The sequence below is a fragment of the Streptomyces olivochromogenes genome, from assembly GCF_001514115.1.
Classification (GTDB): domain Bacteria; phylum Actinomycetota; class Actinomycetes; order Streptomycetales; family Streptomycetaceae; genus Streptomyces; species Streptomyces olivochromogenes.
This window is the reverse complement of the sequence record NZ_KQ948477.1, coordinates 93,647-114,814: the sequence shown is the minus strand read 5'-3', so window position 1 is coordinate 114,814 and position 21,168 is coordinate 93,647. Positions and strand designations below refer to the sequence as shown.

15 protein-coding genes are annotated in these 21,168 nt (G+C 66.2%); 1 reads left to right on the top strand and 14 read right to left on the bottom strand.

Annotated features, from left to right (window positions below; genetic code table 11):
• Positions 1-227: 227 nt before the first annotated feature.
• The 10 genes from AQJ27_RS58100 to AQJ27_RS60600 all read right to left on the bottom strand — a co-directional run bounded on the left by AQJ27_RS58100 (position 228) and on the right by AQJ27_RS60600 (position 16,221).
• Entirely contained in the window at positions 228-3,314 is a 3,087-nt protein-coding gene (locus AQJ27_RS58100; protein ID WP_201264461.1) for a tetratricopeptide repeat protein, read from the bottom strand.
• 794 nt (positions 3,315-4,108) lie between these two features.
• Positions 4,109-5,872 carry a DUF6585 family protein gene (locus AQJ27_RS44075; protein ID WP_159064559.1) on the bottom strand — a complete coding sequence of 588 codons (1,764 nt, stop codon included), beginning with the start codon at positions 5,870-5,872 and terminating at the stop codon, positions 4,109-4,111.
• Positions 5,869-7,023, bottom strand: a complete 1,155-nt coding sequence (locus AQJ27_RS44070; protein WP_159064558.1) for a serine/threonine-protein kinase — start codon at positions 7,021-7,023, stop codon at positions 5,869-5,871. Before AQJ27_RS44070 ends, AQJ27_RS44075 begins: the two co-directional genes overlap by 4 nt.
• Positions 7,013-7,975 carry a S1 family peptidase gene (locus tag AQJ27_RS44065; RefSeq protein WP_067382404.1) on the bottom strand — a complete coding sequence of 321 codons (963 nt, stop codon included), beginning with the start codon at positions 7,973-7,975 and terminating at the stop codon, positions 7,013-7,015. The genes AQJ27_RS44070 and AQJ27_RS44065 overlap by 11 nt, the downstream gene beginning before the upstream one ends.
• Before the next feature lie 9 nt (positions 7,976-7,984).
• The gene (locus AQJ27_RS44060; protein ID WP_067382401.1) at positions 7,985-8,431 is read right to left on the bottom strand and encodes a hypothetical protein; all 447 of its coding nucleotides are present in this window, start codon (positions 8,429-8,431) and stop codon (positions 7,985-7,987) included.
• A 264-nt stretch (positions 8,432-8,695) separates the two neighbouring features.
• On the bottom strand, positions 8,696-12,556 hold the full coding sequence (locus AQJ27_RS60320; RefSeq protein WP_079065729.1) for an SAV_2336 N-terminal domain-related protein: 3,861 nt from the start codon (positions 12,554-12,556) through the stop codon (positions 8,696-8,698).
• Positions 12,553-13,590, bottom strand: coding sequence for an AAA family ATPase (locus tag AQJ27_RS44050; protein WP_067382398.1), 1,038 nt, complete (start codon positions 13,588-13,590; stop codon positions 12,553-12,555). Before AQJ27_RS44050 ends, AQJ27_RS60320 begins: the two co-directional genes overlap by 4 nt.
• Positions 13,587-15,494 (bottom strand): VMAP-C domain-containing protein, encoded by a 1,908-nt coding sequence (locus AQJ27_RS44045; RefSeq protein ID WP_159064557.1) that lies wholly within the window; start codon positions 15,492-15,494, stop codon positions 13,587-13,589. Before AQJ27_RS44045 ends, AQJ27_RS44050 begins: the two co-directional genes overlap by 4 nt.
• Positions 15,495-15,565: 71 nt before the next feature.
• Positions 15,566-15,961 (bottom strand): CU044_2847 family protein, encoded by a 396-nt coding sequence (locus AQJ27_RS44040; protein ID WP_067382392.1) that lies wholly within the window; start codon positions 15,959-15,961, stop codon positions 15,566-15,568.
• Positions 15,962-16,029: 68 nt separating this feature from the next.
• The gene (locus tag AQJ27_RS60600) at positions 16,030-16,221 is read right to left on the bottom strand and encodes a hypothetical protein (protein ID WP_341866155.1); all 192 of its coding nucleotides are present in this window, start codon (positions 16,219-16,221) and stop codon (positions 16,030-16,032) included.
• Positions 16,222-17,063: 842 nt separating this feature from the next.
• On the opposite strand from AQJ27_RS60600, the gene AQJ27_RS44025 reads away from it, so the two are divergent.
• Positions 17,064-18,287, top strand: a complete 1,224-nt coding sequence (locus AQJ27_RS44025) for a hypothetical protein (RefSeq protein ID WP_159064556.1) — start codon at positions 17,064-17,066, stop codon at positions 18,285-18,287.
• Positions 18,288-18,696: 409 nt separating this feature from the next.
• On the opposite strand, the gene AQJ27_RS44020 is transcribed toward AQJ27_RS44025, so the two are convergent.
• The 4 genes from AQJ27_RS44020 to AQJ27_RS56860 form a co-directional block, all read right to left on the bottom strand.
• Positions 18,697-19,650: a DUF6615 family protein gene (locus tag AQJ27_RS44020; RefSeq protein WP_067382383.1), complete on the bottom strand. Its 954-nt coding sequence runs from the start codon at positions 19,648-19,650 to the stop codon at positions 18,697-18,699.
• A gap of 299 nt (positions 19,651-19,949) precedes the next feature.
• Positions 19,950-20,195: a hypothetical protein gene (locus tag AQJ27_RS44015; protein ID WP_067382380.1), complete on the bottom strand. Its 246-nt coding sequence runs from the start codon at positions 20,193-20,195 to the stop codon at positions 19,950-19,952.
• A 16-nt stretch (positions 20,196-20,211) separates the two neighbouring features.
• Entirely contained in the window at positions 20,212-20,385 is a 174-nt protein-coding gene (locus AQJ27_RS56865) for a hypothetical protein (protein ID WP_159064555.1), read from the bottom strand.
• Between the two features lie 17 nt (positions 20,386-20,402).
• Positions 20,403-20,546, bottom strand: a complete 144-nt coding sequence (locus AQJ27_RS56860; RefSeq protein ID WP_159064554.1) for a hypothetical protein — start codon at positions 20,544-20,546, stop codon at positions 20,403-20,405.
• Between the last annotated feature and the right edge of the window lie 622 nt (positions 20,547-21,168).

Genomic DNA, 21,168 nt, shown 5'->3' with positions numbered 1-21,168 from the left:
TCGTCATCCAATCGAGGCGTTTGACAGCGAAGCCAGCCTCTTCGGCCTCTGCGAGCGTGAGAATCCAGTCGTGTGGGCTGAGCACGCTAGGGGTGTTGTATGGCCGTATTGGCTGGGGCGGACGAGGCTGTGCCGATAGTGCACCCGCCTACCAGCAGCCTCTTTGCAACGTACAGCAGCTCACCTCGACGGTTCCGCCGTCAGATTGGAAAGGGCTGGGTTTCGTGTTAGGGGGTAAGGCCCCGTTTTTCTGATGTCGGCGCGCCATCAGGGTCCAGGCCGTACGGCCACATCGTGCGGAGGAGATGCCTGGATTCGGCGTGCACAAGCACGGAAAACGCCCCCCAGGAGGAGCGGATGCCGACGTTGGCAGCTTGCTGCGCCAGGTGCTCGGCGCTAGCGCGGTCTCCAGCCTTCAGTCGCAGCTCGGCCAAACGTCGAAGCACGAATGCATCTCCGCTGTCGGCTGCTCGGTGGGCGAGTCGCTCGGCCTCTGCCCAGTCTCCGGCTTGTTCCCGCATCTGCGCTAGTTCACGAAGGGCCCGAGTGTCTCCGAACTCGACTGCTTGGCGGGCGAGTTTCTGGGCGCTGGTATGGTCTTCTGCCTTCGCCCGCATCAGGCTCAGCGCCAGGAGAACCTCGGGCTTCCCGCTGTTGGCTGCTCGGTGAGCGAGTCTCTCGGCGCCTGCCCGGTCCCCAGCTTGTTCCCGCATCTCCACCAATTCACGAACGGCACGAGCACTTGCGCTATCGACTGCTTGGCGGGCGACTTCATCTGTAATGGATTGCCCTCCAGATCGCGCCCACATCACAACAAGGTCCCTTAAAGCTTCGGCGTCTCCAGCGTCGGCGGCCTGTTTATAGAAACGTTCGGCCCTCGCATAGTCTCCGCCCCTTTCGTAATTCTGGGCCAGGCCCCGGAAGGCGAAGGTGTTCCCTTGATCTGCTGCTTGGAGAGCTACTTCTTCAGCCCCCGCATGGTCGCCTGCCTCCTGCAGCATCCAGGCCAAATTACGCAAGGCGAAAGGATCACCCGCTTCGGCCGCCTGCCGGTACAGCGTCTCGGCACCCGACTTATCTCCTGCCTTCCGCCTCATCCATGCCAGCTTCACCAGGGCTTCAGCGTCTCCGGTATTGGCAGCCTGCCTGTAATTGCGCTCAGCCCCTGCATAGTCACCATCTCTTTCGCGCTTCTGGCCCAGCTCGATGAGAGTGCGCGTGTTTCCCTGGTTCGCTATGTGGAGGGCGATGGATTCGGTTTCCACGTAATCTCCAGCTCGCGCCCTCCTGCGGGCCAGTTCCTCAAGTGCGAAAAGGTTCCCCAGAGCGGCTGCTTGACGGATGAGTTCTTCAGCGCCTGCGGGATCGTCGGAGTTATCCCGGAGCAGGGCCAGCTCCAGGATTGCGGTGGCGCTGCCAGAGTCGGCCGCGCGGTGGCGGAGGCGGTCTGCCCACGAGAGACGGAAGCGGACCTCGGCCTCCTGGGAAAGCACGCTGAGGTCGTCGGGGACAGTGAGGTAGGTGCAGGCAGCCTGCCAGAACGAGGCGGGCGGGCACAGGCGTCGGCGGGTAGTACGGCCATGTTGTTCTAGATAATCGGCGAGCCGGCACACAGGAACCGCCGGACCGGCGTACTTCAGCCCTGCTGTCGGCGCGTTGCGCAGAAGACGGCTCTGTACACGTCGCAGGGCTGCCTGTTTCCCATGAACAGTGCGGGCGAGTTCGGCGAACGCGGCTTCCGCCCAGTCATCTCCGAGGCCCTGGAGGTCACTGTCATCGAGGTAGTCGAGTGCCGCTTCGGCAAGGAAGGTGAGGGGCAGATGGAGGCCAACACCGAGGCGGCGGGCATCCATCGCGGCTTCAAGCAAGGCCCGGGCAGCTGGGCTGCCGTGCTCATAGGCGCGCAGGAGTTCGGGGGCGCCAGCGAGGTCCTGTGTGACCCGTCCGCTGTTGGCGGTCCGGGTGAGGGCCTCCGCCAGCAGTTGGTCTCCGTTCACCGCGAGTTGAGCGGCAGCCGTCAGCGCCGGGGCGTTGAAAATCTCGGGCACGGTCAGCGTTCGTCCAGCCAGCAGCTCCCGCACACGGCTGTGCGGATCTCCGCTGCCGGGTGTCGGAAGGGCGGCGTACTGCCGTGCGTATTCGGGCCAGAGCGTGCCGAGCACAAGGGCAGGCCGTCGCTCAGAATCGGTGAGGAGGGCGTGGACCGCGGCGGCGATCTGCTCGCCCACCCTCGCGTCTCCTAGGTAGTGCTGAGCCTCGTTCAGCCACACAACAGTGCGGGGCCGCACCTGTTGAAGGTCTGCGAGCGCGGCGTCGGCGCGAGTGGGATCGAAGGGGTGCCACAACCGCCAACCCGCTTCCGCAAGAGGCTGGACAGCCTCCCAGCACGCTCTCGTCTTGCCCGTCGATGACGAACCGACTAGCACCACCATCCGGCTCTGTCCCTCAGCGGCCGCCTCGACCGCTTCCGCGATGATCTCATCGTGCTCCCGCCGGACGTAGCCGGGCAGCATCCGCCGCTGCGGACCGGAACGGGAACTTGACACGATGGGGCCAGCGGGATGCACCTCCAAGTCGTACGGCGTCCACTGGCCGATCAGCGTTCCCGGACCCGACTGGTTCTCGGCTGCCGACTGCCCAGCGTGAGGACCCACGACCTTCCGCTGCAGTCCCGGAAATTCTTCCTCCGACAGACCTGATGTCGGGGGTAGAAGCGTCACCGTTCTACCGGACGGCACGGGGCCGCCCTGCCGGAACGCCTCCGACACGTTGGCAGGTGCGGCAGGTGCTGTGAATGGTTCGTAGTAGGCACGACGTACCTGGTCGCCTTCGGGACTCTGCAGCCTTTTCACCAGCTTGGTCTCGTCCCAAAGCTCGATGACTATGCCGTGAGTTTTTTCCTGACGCTTCTTCCAGCCGTCCCACCAGTGGGTTGCCGGCCCGTCCATGCTAGACGGGATGCACAGGATCCATCGCTCGATGGTGTGACCGTTGGCAGCCGCGGCCTTCAGCCCGTTGGCGAGCGACTCGCGGATCTGCTGCGATTGGTTGGTTGTGGTGATCGGCATAAAGTACTTGGACTGCCACACCGTGATGGCGCCTCCGAGGTCACCGGCGAAAGCGTCGATTCCCCAGTCACCCGGATTGGCAGCGATCATCCGGACATTTGGATTGGTCGCACTGGCGAGCTGCGCAAGCATCTTCTCGAAGTCCGCTCGTGCGCCATCCGGGCTGCCGGTCCGGATTTCGTGCACTCCGAAATGGATGGGCGGAACACCAGCCGCCACAGCAATGGAGTTTCCCAACCTGGCCACCCCCGCATCCGTCCTTTCCCGAGTCGCGCATGGGGACGCCGCCCGGGCGCCGTATCCGCGAACCGATCCGCGCCTCGCAGCGCGCAGCGGCACCTGGCCGCAGCGTCCCCTTCTTCCACCTCGGCCAGAAACAGCGTCACGGCCACGCACGAACGCTCTTCCTGGTCGTGGCCTGCCCAAGCCTTCGCAGCCGATTAGATCCACCGGGTCGCATCTCCGCCACCTGCTCGCCCGCCAGCACAGCACCCCAAGTCCGGTCCCGCCGTCCGTAAGCGTACCCACGACCGCTCGCCCACGGTTCTCGCAAGACGCACGGGACGCCCGGCATGGTTTCGCGTCAGAACCGACCTAAGAGATGGCCACGCTCCGGAGAAGGAAGCGTGGCCATCGGTGTGAGACAGAGCAGGGATCGGCAGGTCACGGCTTGTTGCCTGCCGAGCGCAAAGAGAGCCCACAGTCATCGAACCCAGTCGGTGTTGGCCCTTGCCTTGCCATCCAACCGAGTCTTCCGAGCTCAGATGGGCCGAGCCGCCACGCTTCAACGAGTCACGCTTTGACAGCCAATCCAGTCCGCGCAGGTCGGGGACTTGGACCGGACTGGGTTGGCTGTGTAGGGTCTCGCCGCTCGTGACATGTCGATCTTGCGTGACCTGGGCGTTCTTGGCTGTCTCACGGCCTTGTCACCCATGATCAGTCTCAAGTCCGTGGCATTTCCTCGCGAGAAGGGTACTGATCGCGAGGTTCCGCAGCTGACTGGGCCCCGGCCTGGGGCGGCCACGAGTCCTGCTGATCCATCACGTACGCTCCCCCTCAGCCCTGGCCATTGAAGCGGTGCACACGCTGAGGAACAGATTCACATTGGCGATGTTCTGCAGCTTCGCGCGGTCAACGTATGTTCCCCTGCGCTTTGCTTTGAACCTCAACGTACCGTTGTCGCCGGAGACATCAGCGATCTCCGACCAGGCAGCCGCGTCCTTCCGGCCCGCCACCCCCTGTCGGTCGACCTTGTACGGCCCGAAGTCCACCGTCTCACCGCGCTCGATCCGCGCAAGCACGCTGGGCAACTGCACCCGCGTAACGCACTCCTCGATGTGATCCCCCCACAACGTGGGCCAGGCAAACGCCGTGCCCTCGACCACCGAGGTGATCCCGAGCGCCTGCCTGTCCTCCTTGAGGAAGATCCGAATCCCGCGGCCGACGTTCAGCGCGACGCCACCCGGGTCGAGCAGGGTATACCGGGCTTCCCCTCGGGAGGGGTTGAGATACCGCAGGACCCGTAGGGTCCCCCAGTCGTATGCGGCCTCGAAGAGGTCCTTCCCGCGGGACATCCGCGCCGTCCGTACGACCACACCATCGTCATACACGTATAGCCGCGACTCATTGTGCTTCTTGTCCACCCAGGTCTGAGCCCGCCGAAACGTCCGCCGCCACTCCCCAAGCCCACGCTCGGCGGCGAGCATCGCGGTCTCCGGCGTGGGCGGCTCGTAGGTGTCCTTCTCTTCGATCTGATGCCGTCGAAACGCCCGCTGCCGCTCCCGCTCCCCGAGCCCACGCTCGCCGGCGAACATCACTGCTTCCGGTGTGGGCGGCTCGTAGGTGTCCCTCTCTTCCACGCGGCTCCCGGCCTGCAGCCCGGGAGCCGCGTGCGGCTGGGGCAGGGCTTCCTGCGCAGGTTCTGGCCTGGTCTGTGCGCGCGTCTTCTTCCGCACGACAGTGATCAGGTAGTTGGTGTCGTTCGCGTCGCCCGCCAGAACGAACATGCGCTTTGAGCGCCCCCAGGCGCCAGCGGCTATCGCCCCCTCATGCTCCAACTCGCGGACGAGGGACTGTGCGAGTTCATTGCGGGTTGATTCATCACCCATCATCCCCGGAATGCTTCGGCGAATGTGGATGAGGGGCGCGTCATCGGCGATGAGGGGGAGATGCTTGGTCACGGGCACGAGAGCTTCGTCCATTGTCGGAAGGATGAAGCCGTCCCGCGCGACGATGACCCCTTCGATTTCCTCGGGATCCATCGGCGTCACGTCATGTCGCCCGGTGGGGAGTACCGGTGTGGTCAGCTTCCCCGTGCATAGAGGGCTCGGGCAAGGGTGGTCGACAGGGAACTCAAGTGTGTCATCACGCGCCGTGTACGACCGCGACCCTCCGCTCAGGCATTTCTTGCACAGGGTGTACCGGCATTTCTGGCATTGCAGGCCCACGGGATTGCGTATGGTGAGCTGGCTAAAACCATCGTCGGCCATCAGGAATGTGTGACTCGAGTACCAGAGGAGACGGCAGGCCGAGCATTCCGTTGCGACCGGCGCCACCAGCGCGCTCAATTTTTGGACGTCGGTCTGCGGTTCGTCGGATTCAAGATGTTCCGTGCGCCCCTGCCTCAGGACCCCAATAGCCACAAACAGGCCGTCAGTGCTTTCGGGGTCGTGGCGCAGATGTCGCAGCACCTCGTCCAGAGCCGTGCGGCGCCGACCAGCCTCCAGAAGGTCGGCTACCCTTTGCCGCAGTGCCGGAATGTGGTTCCACTGTTGTGGGGGCTCGAATCGTCGCATGAGGATCATCGCCAATCCATGAGTGCAGCGGCTTCGGCATGGCGTCCGGCGCCAGTCAACGCTTGCTGGGCCATGTCCCGGACGCTCGCGACGAGCTCGGGGGGCAGTGGCGTCGCCAGCAAGCGGTTCAGCCGGTTCACGGCCTCCGTGAACTGGCCGAGCCGGATCAATACCTGCGCCAGCGCGAGGTCCCTTTGCTGCTGGTCCATTGCTGGCAGTGGAACGGTTGTGGCATCTACAGGCGGCCTCCGGAAGCTTCTGGCGAGCATGACGGCGAGATTCCAGAATGACTCTGGGCGCCTCTCCCTGTATTCCTGCAGGCAATTTGATAGACAGATGCTGATGTCTTTGCCGGGTGGGGGAAGCGGAACTTCCGTCATCGTGGACTGACCCCACGAGTGCAACTGCTCGGTTCGGCGGCGCGGGCCTGAAGACGCGTAGTAGTCGAGCAGCTGCGCGCGCTGAGTATTTGGGTCCGCCGCGAGGGGAAAGGGGTAGGGGAGCTTCCCCGTGCACGCTTCGTAGAGAAGCACTCCGAAGGAGAACACGTCGGCCCGCAAGTCGCACGGCTCCTGCCGGAGCACCTCGGGCGCGGCGTAGGCCCAGGTTCCACCCCGTGCGGCCGAGAAGCGCCCACCCTGGATGCGGACCTGCTGAGCCAAGCCAAAGTCGGCGACCTTGGCGCGACCAGTGTCGTCGACGAGTACGTTCGACGGCTTGAGATCGAGGTGGGCGACCTCGGTGCCCCTCTTGGACAGGTGCGACATGCCGTCGCACACCTGCTGGAGGATTTCGGCGAGATGGACTCCGTGCTGCCTTCGTATCAGGTCGGTCAGGGTTGAGGGGGCGTACTCGAAGACAATGCCCAACTGCCCGCGCAACTCGAGAACGTCAAGCGTAGTGACGGTGTGGGGATGGGGTTCGAGCCCCAACAGCATCGCGAGTTCGGCGTCGCCGGTGAGCGCGGTGGACAGCGGAGTCTTGATCGCGCGGCGTTGTCCGCGCTCAAGGTCGTCGACGATCAGGACCCACGCCTGCCCACCGCGACGGATCTCCGCCACGGACCAGCGGCCGGCCAGCACCTCGCCGATGGCTGCGGGCGCACCCGCTAACGGTGGGGGAGGTTCGTACGGTTCGTCGGCTGTCAGATCAGCGTCCAACTCCTGGGTCCTCCTCGTCGGCCTGCGGCGTTGGTCCCGCATTCGGGTCGAAGAGGTCAGGAGCAGAGAACTCCACCAGCATCGTTCCGCTCGCGACACTCAGGCGGTCCTTGTCACCGACCGGGCAGGAATCACCCTTGGCGAGCTTCAGCTGCCGCGTGGCGCCGGACAGGAACGCGGGGCGAGAGCCCATGTGCCGGTAGAGCAGTGTCGTTCCGACCAAGGCCAGGTGGCCGTGGAACCGGCTGTCACGGTCGTCCGGCAGGTTCAGACGATTGTGTGAGTTACGGCCGAGCGACACGTTGAAGTCGTCTGTTTCCAGGATGAGTTCCGCCGCGTCTCCTCGCAGCCATGACAACCGCAACGTCCCGTTCGCGAACTGGCGGATTGGTTCGGTGAGACGGAGGCGCTCGGGAGCGAGCGCGACGAGATCCTCAGCCGGTGCGAGCAGCACGGTGTCGCGGTTCCAACGTTCTGAGTTGAGGCGCGACGCTACGACGCCGATCACGCTGCCCGTTCCGGTGAGCAGCACCGGTGCGCCGCTCATGCCTGGTTGAGCATGCTGGCAGCTCACCTTCACCCATGCACGGCCGTTTTCCGCTGTTGCGCCGACGTAGCTGCCGACACCGGAGTCGTAGTCGCGTGAGGCGGCGAAACCGCGCAGGTGAACCGGGTCCCCCGGTGTGGCGGTCGTGCGTGACACAAGCGTCATCGGCTGCCAGTCCCCGGTTCCGAGGACTTGGATGAGCGCCACATCGGCTGCCGCGTCTGAGGGCAAAGAAGTGTCGACGGGAAGTGACAATCCGGGCGCAGTGATGGGCTCAAAAGTCCATTCGGCGCCTGCGTGAGGAGAGAGAACGTGTGCGGCGGTGGCGGCGAGCCCGTCGGCAGTGACGATGAATGCGGTCGCGACGGCCTTACCGTCGCGTACCAGCCTTCCGATGGTGTCCACGACGACGCCTCAGTCCGGGAAGAGGCGGTTGGCCAACTCAAGTACGGGATCCCCACCGAGTCGGGCATCGGTCGAGAGCCGTTCCGCCCCTCCATCGGTTCCAGGCACGTGAGTTACCCGCACCGCCGCTGCCAGCCTCTCGCCATTGATGGCCGCTGCCTGGTTGGCCTCTGCGCGGGACTCGGCGGCATCCGCCCTCGCCTGCAAGTCCGCCACCCGCTGTCTTTGCACCGTCGCGCCGAACAATGCACCAACTGCCGCGAACGCGACGGCCTCCACCGATCCCAGGACGACCAACAGGCGTGACCAGATGACCTCGCTCGCGTCTGTATCGACGGCCAACCAAACGAGAAGCCCGAGCCACACCGCGATGACCGTCACCGCGACGACGAGCGCGGTCCCAGAAAGCGATGAGCCCGGCTCTACTTCGCCCTCCGCACTCTCCGTTCCAGACATCAAGCCTGCCTTTCTCCTTGATGACACCCGTCCCTGGCACTCACGCGGTCAGTGGGACGACGGTTGCGCTCGATGCCGAGATGTTCGTAGCTCTCGTAGGGGCCGAGCCGAAGGGCACGACCCCGTTGGAGGAACTGGAAGCGCGCCAGGTTGTGCTGGTCGCCCGCCACTACAAAGCCATGGTCACCCTCGCCTGCGGATTCGTCGACGGGAACCTCTGTGGGAGAAGACGTCGGCGTCGGACTGTCCGGCTGACAGCTGACCTCAGCCGTCCGCCCCCCCCGCCGCCCGCAGCACCCGTTGCTCCGCGACGCCGACGTCGACGCGTCCCGCCGGGTCACCGTCGCGGCTGCGTACGGCGGCACGGACCAAGGCCAGGTAGTACACGGCCGGGGCACACGGCGTCCACGTGTCGACGTGCTTGTTCAGCAGGAACGAAAGCACGGAGTCGGGGTCGGCAGGCACGAAGTCGTATTCGTCGTGCACCCACTTGTCCTCGGTTCCGCGGGCCCATCGCTGGCGCAGTGCCCGCTCGTCAAGGTCGTGGAGTTCCGCGCTGAAGAAGGCCGCCCACTGGTTGTTCCGGAGGTCCAGGCCGAAGCCGAGAAGTTCGAGGTCGAGGCTGTCCGCCGCCTGAATCGCCAGTTGCTCGTGCAGGGCGCGCCGGGCCACGGCGTGCAAGCTGATCCGCCTGTCTGGCCCGAGGTCATCGTTGAGCGCCATGCCCACGTTCGCCGAAGAGTTCCAGCGTGAGCGGTTCGGTCCCGCGACGCTGCCGCTGCGGTGCGAGAACAACATCTTGCCGTCCCTGCGGGTCCGCACGGCCACGTGAACCCCGAAGCTGCAGGACATGAACGACGGGGCCTGGACGGGGTCCTGGTTTTCCAGGTACTGCTGGCGCAGAGTCAGGCCGCTCGTCTGCGGGCGGTCGAGGTTGAGGGACGTGGTCAGGAAGTCGAAGTAGTCGGCATCCCGTAGCGAGAGCGTGACGATCGGCGACTCGCCGATGTGCGTGCGGGAGACGGTCAGTCCGTCGACGGCGAAGCGGCGGGAGTTCCAGCTGTGTGGTCGGCCCGCCGCCTCCTTCTGCCGCTCCTCGTCCTCGATCGTCCGCCGCCAGCCTGCGATCTCCTCGGGGAACGTCACGCGCTCCGGGGTGTAGCGGATGCGGACGTTCTCCTTTTTGATGGGGCGGGTTCCGTCACCTTCGTAGATGTGGCAGTCGGTCGGATGGCCGAACAGCGTGAAGGAGTCACGCCGCCCCGCGCGGGTCCCGCTGTCGTGCATCGGCCGGGTGAGCCAGGACAACGCCGCGGGCGGAACCGCCGGGCGTGCGGAGGCCGGCGACGCCCGGATCGCGCGTACTAGTTGCCGAAGACTTTCCTCGTACTCATCCGGCGTCATCCCTCCACGGAAGTCGAAGTACTCCCATTCGGCGATGAAGGAGGGGACTCTCGTCACACCCCCCCAGAGCACCGGGAACACCCGCGTGCGGCCGTCCGCGGTGGCCGCCTCGAACTCCCTGGTGGCCCACTCGGAAGTCAGCCACCCCGGACTCACCACGGCCACCATCGCATTGGCCTTCGCCAGCCCGTCCCGCAAGCCTGCGGCCACATCCTGTCCAGGGGACAGTTCCCAGCGGTCGAGCCACACCTCAAGCCCTCGCCGCTGAAGATCTTCGGCCAACGTGACCGCCCATTGCCCGTCCTCATGCGCGTACGAGACGAACACGTCGTAGCGCTCCGGGTTCGGGAAGAACGGCTGCTCTGCCGCACCCGACGTGGAGAGAAAAACCTCCCCGCCCGCTCCGCCATACCGTGAGCCGAGGAATTCCGACATTTTTCGCCGCACCTCGCTCAGATCGATGAAGCGGCCACTGCCGACGGTCACGGGAATAACGGACAATGCGTGAGCCAGCGCCTCGATGAACCGGCTTCCCTCCTCCGACTCGTAACTGACGGAAACGCTGAGCACTGACAGCTCGACGCCGGGCCGAGAGGAACGGACGAGCCGCCGAAAGACGTCGTCGCCGGCGACATCCGGATCGCCGACACACGTGTCCATGAGGAGCAGTAGATGCCCGACTCCGCTGCGGAGCAGGCCCTCGAACGCCACCTCGGGGATCAAGGTGGTGCGCGCGTCCTGTCGCACGCTGTCGGAGGCCAGCAAACGCATTTGCCCGCCCACACGCTCGGCGATTCCGGCGAAGTACACGACGACCACGTCGGCGGGACCCAGTGAGGCGTCGACAGCCCATTCACGCAGGCCCTGCACCAGCTCGGCGCGTTTCGGATCGGCGGCCAGTTCGAGCAGTACGTGTGCGTAGCCAAGCCTCTCGAAGATGTCGTGCACACGCACGATGCCCGGCCGCACGCCAGGGAGGTCACCCAGCGACGGGTCCTCATGACGCGAGACACCGATGGTGACGAGGAAGCGGCGTCCCTCCGTGTCCGAGCCAGATGGGACCGAGATCTGCCCTGCGGATTCCGCCGAGGGCTTCAGCACCAGGTCGTCCACCGGCGTCCGTACGCGCGGTGTCGCCGGGGCCATGTGCCTGCCCTGTCGTCGGCGTACGAGGTTGTGCACCTCCGCCCAGTGACGCGCACCGATCGGCAGGGCGAGCGTTCCGTCGGGGTCCCGCACGGCGGCCGTGAAGCGAGCGCCGCTCGTCGGAGCGTTCCGGTCCACGTACGCCGAAATCGCGGCGATCACTTCGTCGGCCTCGTCCCGCCGGATGGTGCTCAGCAGGCGCTCCCGTACGCCCGGAACGAACTCGTAGGCATGGTTCAGCGCGTCGTCCGGGCGGCTGTCGCCGTTCACCTTTCGCAGCAGTCCGCTGTAGACGATCTCCGCCAGGTCGGACAGCGGGCTGGCTGGCAGCATCGCGGACTGCACAGTCCGCATCACCCCGAGATTGAGCGGGGCGGCGGCGAGATACGCGGCGAGTCGGAGGACATCCGGCTGTGCCTGGGCCTGGAAGTCCTCGAACGTGATGCTCCGGTCGGGTACGTCGATGTCCCCCGGCGCGTCGACGCGGTGGTGCGGAGATCTGGGTGACACGGGCAGCAGCATGGCCGCTCCGTCGAACGCGGCCGGTTGCGCGATCGCGTGTGCCCACGGCCCCAGCCATTCCGGAGTGACCCCCAGCACCGGTACCGGGACGCGGTGTCCCACCACGGGTGGCTGCAGCCCGTAACCCGTATACAGCAAACGGGAATTGGGACCGCCCGCCTCTGTGCTGCGAAAGCGCCCAGGCTCGGGTGCCAGGGCTGTCCGTGCCCACACGTTCTCGGGGAGGGTCTGGAGAACGGCTGTCGGGCCGTGGTCCGCCCACGTCCGCAGCGCCTCGAGCATCGGGCCGGTGCGCCAGGCCGGTGCCACGCCGTCCGTGAGGACCAGGGTCACCGTGCAGCCGGTCGGATCGACGAGTGACCCCGCCGAGCGAAGCGGTTGCGACGACGTTGACGAACTTGTTCCTGTTCCGATCCCGGGGCCGCCGTCGCTGCGGGGGGCCAGACAGTGCAGCCGGACATCGCGGAACGCGCCGAGCTGGAGCAGCAACGTGCGCAGCTCACGAGCGAGCGGCTCCCAGAAGACGGCGCTCTCACCGTAGGAGTCCAGGACGATTCGAACGTCGAGCCATCGGTCCGCCGCGGGTGCGAGGACCGGGATCCAGTGATCGTGATCGGCGATCCGGCTGACGGTGGCGTCCTCGTCCAGGACGGTCCGGACCCTGGAGGGAACGCGCCGTTTGAGCGGGCGCAGGGCACGCGCCAGCTCGCGGCGGCGTGGCAGCGCCGGCGGTCCCGTGACGCGGACCGGCGCCGCCTGTTCGACCTGTGGCTCCTCCTCTCCATCCCGGGAGGGGCGTCTGGGCACGTACAACCGCGTGGCCCCGGACTCGGAGCGGTCGTCGTCACCGGCCTCTGGTGGCTCCTCTTCGGCGCCGCCTTCCAGGGTGGGCGGCGTCGAACGTCCCGCGGTCGGCACGGCGGTCGACGAGGTCCACCCGCTCTCAGCGGGCAAGTGCCGTGCCAGCCAGATGAGTTCGGCGACCTCGCGAGGTATGGGCGGCTGCCCTGCCGGACACAGGTCGGCGAGCAACGCGCCGAGCCGCTCGATCACGGTTTCGCCGGAACCGTCGTATTGAGATGCTGGAAGACCAGTTCGCTGAGCCGATCGAGGCTCGGTGCACCGTCACCTGTCGTACGGCTCACCAGGTAAATGGCGTTGAGAAGCTGGTCCGTGGCCAGCTCGCCCGAAGCAGCGTGGCTGAGGAACCGGTTGATGACTTCGTCGACGTCCTCGGCTGCGGTGGGGAGATGCGCCTTCACGATCGTCCGCAGCCGTTCGTCGCTGTCGACGGCGGGGAGATTGAGCCTGACACAGCGGCGAAGGAACGCGGGTGGGAACTCGCGTTCGCCGTTGCTAGTCAGGATGACGAAGGGGAAGGTGCGGCAGCGTACCTTGCCGCTCACGACCTTGACCGGTTCGCCGTCGTCCGCCGGGCGGACCCGGACCGTGGGATGTCTGTCGGCCACCCGGGAGAGCTCCGGGATCTCGAACATGCCTTCCTCGAAGACATCGAGGAGGTCGTTCGGCAGGTCGATGTCGCTCTTGTCGATCTCATCGATGAGCAGGACGCGCGGCAACGCGTACGGCGCCAGGGCCGTCCCGAGCGGCCCGAGCCGCAGGTAGCGCCCGATGTCCGTGGCGCGCTCCTCTTCCTCCTCGGAACCCGGTGGGGCGTCCCTGGCCGCGCGGGTGACTCCGGCGTCCTCCAGACGGCCCAGGGAGTCGTACTGATAGAGACCGTCGCGCAGTCCGGCCTTGCTGTTGATCGGCCAGCGCAGCACCGTGCCCAGCTTCAGTTCACGGGCGACCGCGTAGGCCAGTGTGGACTTGCCTACGCCGGGATCGCCCGTCACCAGCAGGGGGCGGCGCAAGTAGAGGGCCGTGTTCACCGCCTCGACCGTGTCCTCCTCGGCCTTGTACGCGTCGGCGTTCGGCAGTCGCCGGTCCCCGTGGGACTCGACGTTTCGGTCGAACGGCGTCACCTCACCGGTGTGTTCGAAGTCCCGCCACGGCGGTGGGGCTGGCAGGCGGTCGATGCCGTCGTGCGGCTCGCGCACACCTTGATAGATCCGCCACTCGCTCATCGGGAGCGTCCTTCCTGGGCCGGGGCCAAAGGCGATCGGGGGATTTGGCGCCGCGGGTCGTCCCACAGCAGAACGATGTCGCCACCGAGGTGCCCCTCCCTCTTCGGGGGCTTCTCCGCTTCGACGCGCAACCGGCGGATCCGCTCGGGCAGGTCGTCCCGCCGCGCGTCGTCCAAGGAGGCACACAGCTCGGTGAAGAATCCGTTGCCACGGCAGGTCCGACGGCCCGGCGCCCCGCACCTGCCGCCGTCGGCACGCTCGCAGGCCGGGCTGCCCCGCCGCCACATCATCATCGGTACTCCGGACGCGACGGCCACCTGGTAGGCGTCCGAGACCGGTGGCGACTGCGGCGTACCCGCGAGCGCGAGCGCGCCCAATGCCGGGTCGTTGTCGAACGAGGCGTCCAGCGCGGCCTGATGCTGGTCACCTCGGCCGCACACGCACACCACCATGTCGCCGACCGCCTTGCCGTCCAGTTGCTGCCAGCGCTCAGCCCACGCCGCATGCAACGAGGGCGCCTCGTGTCGCTCCAGCGGCCGGACGACCACCCGTTGCTTGCGGCCCAGCGAGAACCAGGGCAACTGCGGCCAGAGCTCGAGATCGGCGAAGCCTTCGTCGAGTGCCTCCACGGGAAGGATCAACTCGATCAGACCGGGGCTGGTGGCCCCACCCATGATCTCGATCTGCGCGGGCAGCAGCTCCGCCAGATGCTTAACCGCCTGGTCCAGGGGAAGCGCGTCCGACTCCGGGGCGGCCGGACGGATGTCGCTCGCCGAGCGGTATCGCCACACCATGACGTGGTACAGCCGCCGGTCGCGCATGGAGTGTCGAATCCTGCCGATGATCGAGGGCTGGACTTCCGGCCCGGGCCGCTCGGCCAGACGTCGCTGCATCGTGTCACCGAGTCCCAGCCTGCCCGCCGTGATCAGCACTCGGTCGCGCAGCTGCTGGACAGCGCCTTGCCAGGCCGGCCCCGCTGTCGCGCCCCGGTGGGCGAGGTCGGCGGCGAAGGCCAGCTCGTAGGGAAGCCCACCGTCCTCGGGCAGCATCCGGGCGGCCAGCTCGGTGAAGACGTCACGGTGGTCCAGCAGCGGGTACGTCGCGGGCGGGAGGGCGCCTTCGACGGCCGCGGCGAAGAACGCGGCGAGATGGCTGCTCGTACCGGAGAGGGTCTCGTCCATCGGGTCCTCCGGCAACTGGGAGATGAGCGCCAGCAGTTGCCGCTCTTCGGTGGAGTTGAGCGCCGTGTCGAGGCCCTCGTCGGCCCCGCCCGCGTCATGCCTCATGACGCGGTCGGACAGCCGGGACCACCGGTCGTCCTGCCCGTGAAAGGCGTCGTGTGCCCGGATGAGGTTGCGGTAGACGTCCGGGTCCAGCAGCCTCAGGGCGCTCACGGGGGTACCCAGACCTCCCATGGATGTGTTCCGCAGTCTGGTCGCCTTGACGATCGCGCAGACACCACCGGACTCGTGGTTCAGCACCGGGCCACCGGACAGCCCCTTGTTGACCTCGCCGCCCACTAGCTCCAGCATCTCGCCGACCTGCAGTTTCTGGGTGCCCCCGCGGACGAGGGCGGCGGAGCGCTCAGCCGCGCTGCCGGGCTCATAGACGTCGGAGAAGCCGATCGCGGTCAGGCCGGCGTCATGCGAAGGAGGCACGGTATCGAGCCAGACACACGGGTGACCCGAGGGTGCGTCGAGGAGCCGTACGACAGCCAGATCCGGAAACGGCCACAGCTCCCTGCCCTTGGGCGGGGCCGAGGCGGTCAGCACGATTCCCTCGAACTCCGTGTCCTCCCAGAAGACGGGCAACCGAGTCCCTGGCTGCGTCCCCGCCACATGGGCGCAGGTCACGACGTGGCCCGGGGCGACGAAGAAACCCGTCCCCTGCGAAACCCCCTGCACGCGCAGGCGACAGGAGCCTAGGTGTTCCTGAAGAAGGGACAGGGGTGAGGGCCTACGCACAGCGGACGGCCTCAGTCCTGAACCGGTGGCAACGGGGGTACGGCCGGGGGCTGTGCCGGCTGCGGTGGCACGACCGGTGTCGCCGGTGTGGCGGGCAGCCCCTGGCCGTTCCAGGTCAACGTCACCTTGAACGCCGCCTTGCCGCTGCCGCCGACTACTGCGGCGACAATGCCGGCCTCACCAACGGCCAGTTCCAGACCGAACTCGACACTGGTCTCGTCGGGGCGGGCCGACGCCACCGCATTGCGCACATTGGACGCGACGGTCTGGAGCGCCTCCTGGAACCCGTCGAGCTTTTCCGTGATCCGCTCGCCGAGACCCGAGTCGCTCGGCCCGTCGACGCCTTCGTCGACCGTTGCCCAGATGACCTTCTCGTCCGGCATCTGCAAGCGCACGAGCTGCGACATGACTCCCCCTCAACTGCTACGTGTGGCAAGTCACATCGTACGAGCCGTGCGTCGATTCCGAAGACCGATCACAAATCACTGCCTCGTGCCGGGGTCACGCTCGACCGCACGGCGCCGTCTCCCGGAGTCGGTCTGATCCACACGACACTCCCCATCGGCGCGACCTTCAGCAGGAACGGTTGGGCCACGATGCCGCGCACCAAAGGATCGAAGTCGGCGAACAGCAGCCGGGCGAGCTCCAAACGCGATTCGTAGATCACGTGATCCCGGAGCGTCGCCGACCAGCATGTGCCGGAACAGTGTTTCTGCCCGTTCTGCCAGCGAAACATCCGCCAAGGGGCGGCCGACTGGAGCGACACCGCTGCCACAGATTCCCAAGGCCGTTCCTCAACTCCGCCGCCGTGCCCACGGAAGCTAACTGTCGCTTTCTATACCCACCCCCGGGTCGGACTGTCCTCGACAGCACGGTGCTCCCGCCGACGTGCCGACGCACGAGGTATAGCCGCGACCTGCGGATCTCAGCTCCGCGTCGGATCCGACTCCGATCCGATATCACTCGTGAGATTCCGACACAGAATCTGAGATCCCACAGCTGTCAGCGGACAGCAGTTGTCCGTTGACAGCGAAGTTAGTCTGCTGTCGGTCTGTGACCTGGGCGGACTAACTTGGTTGGCAAGAAACTTCCTTGGTCGACCTAGGGCAGGAGGCTCTTCGAGCCGGAGGGGCCGGGTGCCGGTCGAAGTCCTATGTCACCCCTTATGGAAACCCAAGGCGCACCTGGGGGCCGCGCTGACAGGATCGGCACATGCTTATCACTCCTCGCCCCGGCGCCGAACGGAAGAACATCCGGCAGGTCCCAGCGTCGTCCACACCACCGCGATGAACCTACAGCGGCCGTATCTCACTGCCTTCGAGGGGCTGTGGACGTATCTGGAGTGGGCCACGGAGTCCGCGCGAATGCTGCGCTCCCAGATCAGCGACCGGGACCTCGACGTTCTGAACGTCCGCATCGTCGAAATCGCCAGACTAATTGCTCGCTTGCAGGGACCCAGGGAGCTGACAGAGTGGCGCTCCGTTGCTGGCCAGAGCCTTGGAGGGAAGCATGTCGGCGTCCGAAATCGGGTATCGCGTGGTGCGTCATGGAGACAAGGCGCCGAAGGACGGGACGCTATGGCGTACCGAAGCGGAGTCACGCAGCAGGGTAGCGGCGGGCGATCGTCCAGCGCTCCAGGAGGTTCTGTTCTGCCTGCGTGCCGATCTCGTGGATAGCATCTGCGTGTCCAGGTGGGATGACCTGGGCGATCCGATCACCCGGGAGATGGTCCGCGACGAGATCCGGGATCACCGAGCGACACTGACCGTGGCCGGTGATGTCATCGAACCTGATCACCCGCTGCGGAACACCGAGCGAGGTGTTCGCAACCAGGTTCAGGATACCTGCGCTGCACTTCGGGCGCTTCTTCCTCGCCAACGAGGCAAGCAGGGCCAGTTGGACATCGGCCGCGGCCTGAGCAAGAACGAAGTGGTGCGGCTCGCACACAAGTTGCACGTCGGGTTTCAACTGACGCTGGCGCAGACTGCGGACCTCCTCAACCAAGCGGGCTACATGTGGGATGGCGTGCAGGGTGAGCAGGACTTCAACAAGCAGGTCGTTCACCGGCTCCTCCAAGACGCGTGCTGGGACGACGATGCCCCCCGGACGGTCGATGGCGAGCGGATCCGTACCAGCGGGAGGTCACATCAAGTTCTCCAGGAGTTCGAGGTGATGGCCGTCTACGGACCAGACGACGAACGAGATCACCTCACGCGATCGAGGGACGTCCAGAACATCGCGACGGCGCACGACCACCTCTTCGCCTTCTCCTTCACCCCGAGCACTCCGGACTTCGGGCTCACAGACCTTCTCCACCTCGTGACCACACCCGCGCCTGTCCGCACCCTCTACGTAGCCGATTCTTCCCTCTTTCCCAGCGAATTGGACCGGCTGGTCGCGTACAGGTGGGTCGAGCACTTCGGCGTCCAGGTTCTGGAGGCGGGCAAGTCGGTGAAGTCGACCGTTGAAGGTTCCGGACAAGAGCGAGTTCTGCGGGAGGTGATCAAGACGTTCGCTGCCCTTCGGATGCACGACAGCCACACCGTGATCGAGACCACCCGGTCCATCGATCACGCGAGGGCCGTCGCGAAGCGCCTGCGGAGCCAGGCGGGGTACTCGTATGAGGAGATCGCTCGTCACCTCAGGCTGGAAGCGATTCCCACGCGGAAGCGCAGCGGCGACTGGGGCAGAAGCGCTGTCATGGATCTAGTGTCCGGTGATGTCGCCTCATGAGCAACGCCCGACGTCATGCTCGTCGAGAGCGCGCGCTGACCCGACTTCGCACGCATGCAGGCGTCACGCTGAGCCGGCACGCCCTGTCCCGGGCGAAGGAGCTCGGTTTCGATGAGAGTGAAGTGCTGCGGTGCGTCATATCTCCCGAGCAAACCTACGGAGGCGACCCGAAATACCCAGGTGCCCGGCGCGTCCACCAGCGTCGAGATTGCGCCTGCGTCATCGACACGGCGACCCGAACGGTGGTGACAGTGTTGCTACGCAATACGGGCCTATGGCAACACGGAACCCATACCCGGTGGGACATGCCTCGTGCTTGCTCAAGTTGAGCGCGGGTCATAGGCTCTCCGCCTCTTTCCAATGTGGAAAAGCGCCCCGGGATCTGACTCGCACTCTGCCCGGGGCGCTGTCACGTCGTTTCCCGCCACCCCTGCTGCTCCAGTGCCCGCAGGTCGAACCGCTCCCGCAGGTCGGCCAACCCTGGTGGCACTTCATCCATGCGGGCACCGGGGAGCGCCGCGTGACCCGTGATGAGAGCGATCCGAGGGTCCGACTCCTCGGCGACCACCTCGTCGTCCGTCTCAAGCGCTTCTTCGATGCGGCCAGGCAGAGACGGAGCCGAAGGGAGGACGTCGTTGGTGTGCAGCCACTCCATGCCCATCAGCAGCGTCGAGGCGTACGAGTCCTGAGGATGCCCCGACCACACTGTCGGGCAGTGCACCAGGCACGACAGCGGCTTACTTTCGGCCAGTACGTCGCGGTAGCCGTTCTTACCCTTCACAATCAGCTCGTCGATCTGCTGGGCAGGGGCGATCGTGATGCCGAGCAGGGGCTGCTGCTGACACGGCTCAAGTCTCTTACACGGCCATGGCTCAGCCCGTTTACCCTGCAGGCAGTTGTAGAAGGCGTACAGCGGGACCGGCAGGACGCTACCGCTCCGGCCTTCCCGTCGCGCGGCCTCAACCAGCAACCGACTCTGCCAAATCCTGCCGTCTGATCCTCTCCGGACCTTGCGCTTGAGTTCCTCGTAGCGTTCGCCGGGGTGGTAGAGGCGCTTGGCCTGAATCCAGAGCCGCACCCACGACAAGTCGCTCCGCTGGATCCACCACTCCCAGTCGGCGCCGTTCCCTCGCTCCTCGTGCGGCTTGAACCTAACCACCCGCCAGAATCGCGGGTCCACATGCGCAAGCTCCGTTAGAAGCAGGTCGGTGAGGGTCGTCTCGTACGCCTCGAACCCAACGGCACGTGCTCTCGCCATGCGGCGGTGCGTGGCACGAGCCTGTTTGGCCAGGGCCTTCGCCAGGTGGCACGCCTCCGGCCGCCCAGCCATCAAGTTCTCGATCACGTGGTGGATGTGCTTCACGGAACCTGTGCGGGATCCCGGTGGTGGAGGAATGGGGGGAAGTGGCGGCGACGTCAATGAATCTCCCTGTTGCGGCTCCGCCTTGATCTCTGGACGCTCGCTCGGCGCTGTACTGACCCTGCGCACCTACCGTACGGTCACGACCTGTTCCACATCGACGAGTTGACGAGTCGGAAGGCGGCCAACTCGCGGACACTCGACGCTACGTCACGATATGTCCCAGGAACCACACTGCGAACGCCGACCAGGTGACCACGAAGGCCACGTACCCAGGCGAGTATCTCTGTGGTCCGGTGCGATCAGTGGCCGAGCGCCGACCATGCGGCGAGTCCGAGAGCTGCGAGGCTGGTCAGTACTCCGACGGTCGGCAGGGGCCAGCGGGTGCGTTCGAGGGCAGTGACCCTGTCGCCGAGTTCCTCGACGGCCTTGTCGATCTGGTCGGATCGCTGTGCGATCAGGGCGAGTTGGCTGTCGATGCGCGCCGGCCCGACTTCGAGGGCGCGGCGGAGCACAGCCAGTTCAAGGGCGACCTCTCCGTCGGGCATGGCGCGGCTCCTACGGTCAGTTGGTCGTGGACGTGGATGCGGGGTCGGTTCTCGCCGGGAGCCAGGAGGCGGTCCCGGTACGGCCGAGAAGGGTGCCGACGGCACCCTTGGCGACGGCCAGGCCAGCGGGGATCGCGGCGGTGGCGGCGGACTGGAGAGTGGAGAGGCCCGCGTCGCAGGACAGCGTCACGTGATCCAAGATGCCGCTCAGCTTGCCCGTACCGTCCAGCCCAGTTCGTAGGCCCGCGTGGCGAAGATCGCCATGACGGCCGCCTCGGCACGGACAAGCAGCCGGGCAGAACGCAGCGCGTCCTCCGGCGAAGGTGCGGCGGTCCGTGTGCCGTCACTCACGTCGTCCTCCATCTCAACAGGCGCGCCGGCTGCGCGAGGGTGAGGCTGAGGGCCGCATGGTGCACTGACAACGGGCGCAGGTGCTCGCCCGGTTCGGTGGACGCGGCCGACGTACGGACCGCGTAGAGCGTGCTCACTCCTCACGACTGGATTCACTGTCAGAGAAGCCGAAACAACTGAGTTCGCTCTCAAACGCCTTGATTGGTGTAGGTTCTCGCAGCTCGCTGCATCAACCGGCGCTCTGGCCTGGGCTGTCTCACCGCTCCGCATTTACCCCGGCTCGGCCGAGTCTCAGCTGCTGCTGCAGTTCCTGCCGCGCGGGGACGCAGTTGAGTCCCCGCGCGTTCCCGCTCCGGATGGCATCCACCCCCTGACCTGCGTCGAGCCGTTGATCCTTTTTGACGCAACAGACAACGTTCTGCGGCAAGTTGACGAGATGTCCGAAAGAGGGTAGCTTGGTGCGCGCCTTCAAAGGTGAGTTTTGATACCGCCCAACCCGTCGCGCGGACTTCGCGCGAGGGCTTGGGTGGCATCGAAACGAACCACTGGAGGCACGGTGTCAACGCAGAGAATCAGAGACAGGGTGTGGGCGTACGCGATTAGCCTCGCTGCTCATATCACG

Bases quoted from the DNA above. Each gene is read 5' to 3' on its own strand.
- AQJ27_RS44075 (WP_159064559.1), bottom strand. From the start codon at position 5,872: ATGATCCTCATGCGACGATTCGAGCCCCCACAACAGTGGAACCACATT.
- AQJ27_RS44050 (WP_067382398.1), bottom strand. From the start codon at position 13,590: ATGAGCGAGTGGCGGATCTATCAAGGTGTGCGCGAGCCGCACGACGGC.
- AQJ27_RS44060 (WP_067382401.1), bottom strand. From the start codon at position 8,431: ATGTCTGGAACGGAGAGTGCGGAGGGCGAAGTAGAGCCGGGCTCATCG.
- AQJ27_RS44040 (WP_067382392.1), bottom strand. From the start codon at position 15,961: ATGTCGCAGCTCGTGCGCTTGCAGATGCCGGACGAGAAGGTCATCTGG.
- AQJ27_RS44015 (WP_067382380.1), bottom strand. From the start codon at position 20,195: ATGCCCGACGGAGAGGTCGCCCTTGAACTGGCTGTGCTCCGCCGCGCC.
- AQJ27_RS44025 (WP_159064556.1), top strand. From the start codon at position 17,064: ATGTCGGCGTCCGAAATCGGGTATCGCGTGGTGCGTCATGGAGACAAG.